Origin of the sequence: Okeania sp. SIO2B9 (assembly GCF_010672505.1) — a bacterium.
Lineage (GTDB): Bacteria > Cyanobacteriota > Cyanobacteriia > Cyanobacteriales > Microcoleaceae > Okeania > Okeania hirsuta.
In genome coordinates this window covers 1-2,068 of sequence record NZ_JAAHGK010001318.1, presented here as the reverse complement: position 1 = coordinate 2,068, position 2,068 = coordinate 1, and the positions used below count along the sequence as shown (strand labels likewise).

Sequence of the window (2,068 nt, the reverse complement as noted above, 5' to 3'; positions counted from 1 at the left end):
TAGAAATACTGGGCGATCGCTGAAAAAAATTATAGCGTTAGCGGAGCTTTGCGTCAGCAATCGCTCTATTTACCATGCGCTATATATAGTGTCTTTGCGTAAGTCCTGACTATATGACGTTTTATGTCGGTTTTATGAAGCAGCGTAGTTTAGATAGAGGTTATCGACCTGGAATCGTACTAATTGATGCTGGTGCGTGGTAACAACACAGCATTTCTGAAAAAATTAGAAGAAAGAAAATTAGAATAAAGCTTTGACTGAGAAACAGGTAGATTAATCTGACTTCTTTTAGCCAATTAATGACTCGCTGCTCTCTGATGACGTTCTCTCAGATAAGAAAGAAATTCTTTACCTTCACGCAAACGACGCACTAACATTTGCGGGTCTACTAGCATTTCACCAACTATAGGAATAATTGACTTCGGTCTAAAATAAAACCGACGATACATCTGCTCTACTCCATCTTCAATTTCACTACCTGACAAATTAGGATACTGTAACGATGACATCTGAATTCCAGAATTAGCAACCAAAGCATCGCCAGTAAACCAATCATTTTCCTGAGCTTGACTATATAATTCTGTTCCAGGGTAGGGGGAAGCGATCGAGACTTGAATTGTATGGGGGTTTACTTCACAAGCAAAACGGATAGTCTCCTCAATAGTTTCCCTACTCTCATTGGGTAAACCGAGAATAAAAGCTCCATGAACTTTAATCCCCAACTTATGGCAATTTTCCATAAATTTGCGGGCGACTTCTAACTTAATTCCTTTCTTGACTCCATCCAAAATTTGTTGATTTCCAGATTCAAAACCTACCAACAGCAAACGCAGACCGTTATTTTTCAATTCTTTAAGAGTATCGTAATCTAAATTTCCACGAGCATTACAACTCCAGGTTAGCTTCAGTCGTTTCAAATGTTCGCTAATAGCGATCGCTCGTTTTTTATCAATAGTAAAGGTATCGTCATCAAAAAAGTATTCTCGCACAGAGCTGCCCCAAATAGCTTTTGCTTCTGCCATTTCTTGCCCTACTGCTTCGGGACTTTTAGCCCGGTATTGATGTCCGCCAATAGTTTGTGGCCACAAACAGAAAGTACATTTAGCAGGGCAACCACGACCTGTATATAAGGAGATGTAGGGATCGAGTAAATAACCAATTAGATATTTACGAATATCTAGATGTTCTGCATAAACCGGAAAAACACTAGGCATTGTATCCCAGTCGTGAATCAATTCTCGTTCTGGTGTATGGTGAATATTGCCTTGAGAATCATGGAAACTCAACCCTTTAATTTCTGCAAAAGATTTTCCTTCGGATAATTCTTTGCAGGTATAATCAAATTCGTTGCGACAGACAAAATCAATAATTGGATTATCTTTAAGAGTTTCTTCAGGCAAAACTGCCACATGAGCGCCAACAAAACCTACTTGTGTCTCAGGGTTTTGAGTTTTAATTGCCTCTGCACATTTAACATCATTGGGGAGGGAAGGGGTACTGGTGTACATAATTACCAGTTCATAATCTTTAGCAATTTTCAGCACATCTTCCACTGTTTGGTTATGGGGAGGAGCGTCTACCAATTTACTTCCAGGAACTAGAGCAGCAGGTTGAGCTAACCAAGTGGGATACCAGAAAGAAGTAATTTCCCGTTTTGCTTGGTATCTAGCTCCGGCACCTCCATCAAAACCATCAAAGGAAGGGGGATTTAAAAATAGAGTTTTTTTCATGTTGAATAGTAGACTTTATAATATACAGGGATATTTTGGAGAACATTTCTACGTTTTCTTTTTATACCATAAGTACACGAGCTACGGAGGAGTCAGTCATCAGGAGTCAGGAGGAAAAAAGAAGAAAGTTTTTTATTACACTATTCAGCGGATATGATATAAGTCCAATAAATATAGGACTTTGGACAAAAAAAGTTAGCGTAATATTTACACTAACTACTGAAATTAAGATTTAAAGACCGAATTCATACTGGAATTATCTTTGTTTTTGAAATTATTTATCATCCTGAAAATCATAGGATGGGTCTGGTTCAATTTCTCCACCGAAACAGATATCT

The 2,068-nt window shown here is 38.2% G+C and carries 1 protein-coding gene; it reads right to left on the bottom strand.

Annotated features, from left to right (window positions below):
* Positions 1-296 precede the first annotated feature (296 nt).
* Entirely contained in the window at positions 297-1,730 is a 1,434-nt protein-coding gene (hpnJ, locus tag F6K13_RS30265) for a hopanoid biosynthesis associated radical SAM protein HpnJ (protein ID WP_287289439.1), read from the bottom strand.
* Positions 1,731-2,068 lie beyond the last annotated feature (338 nt).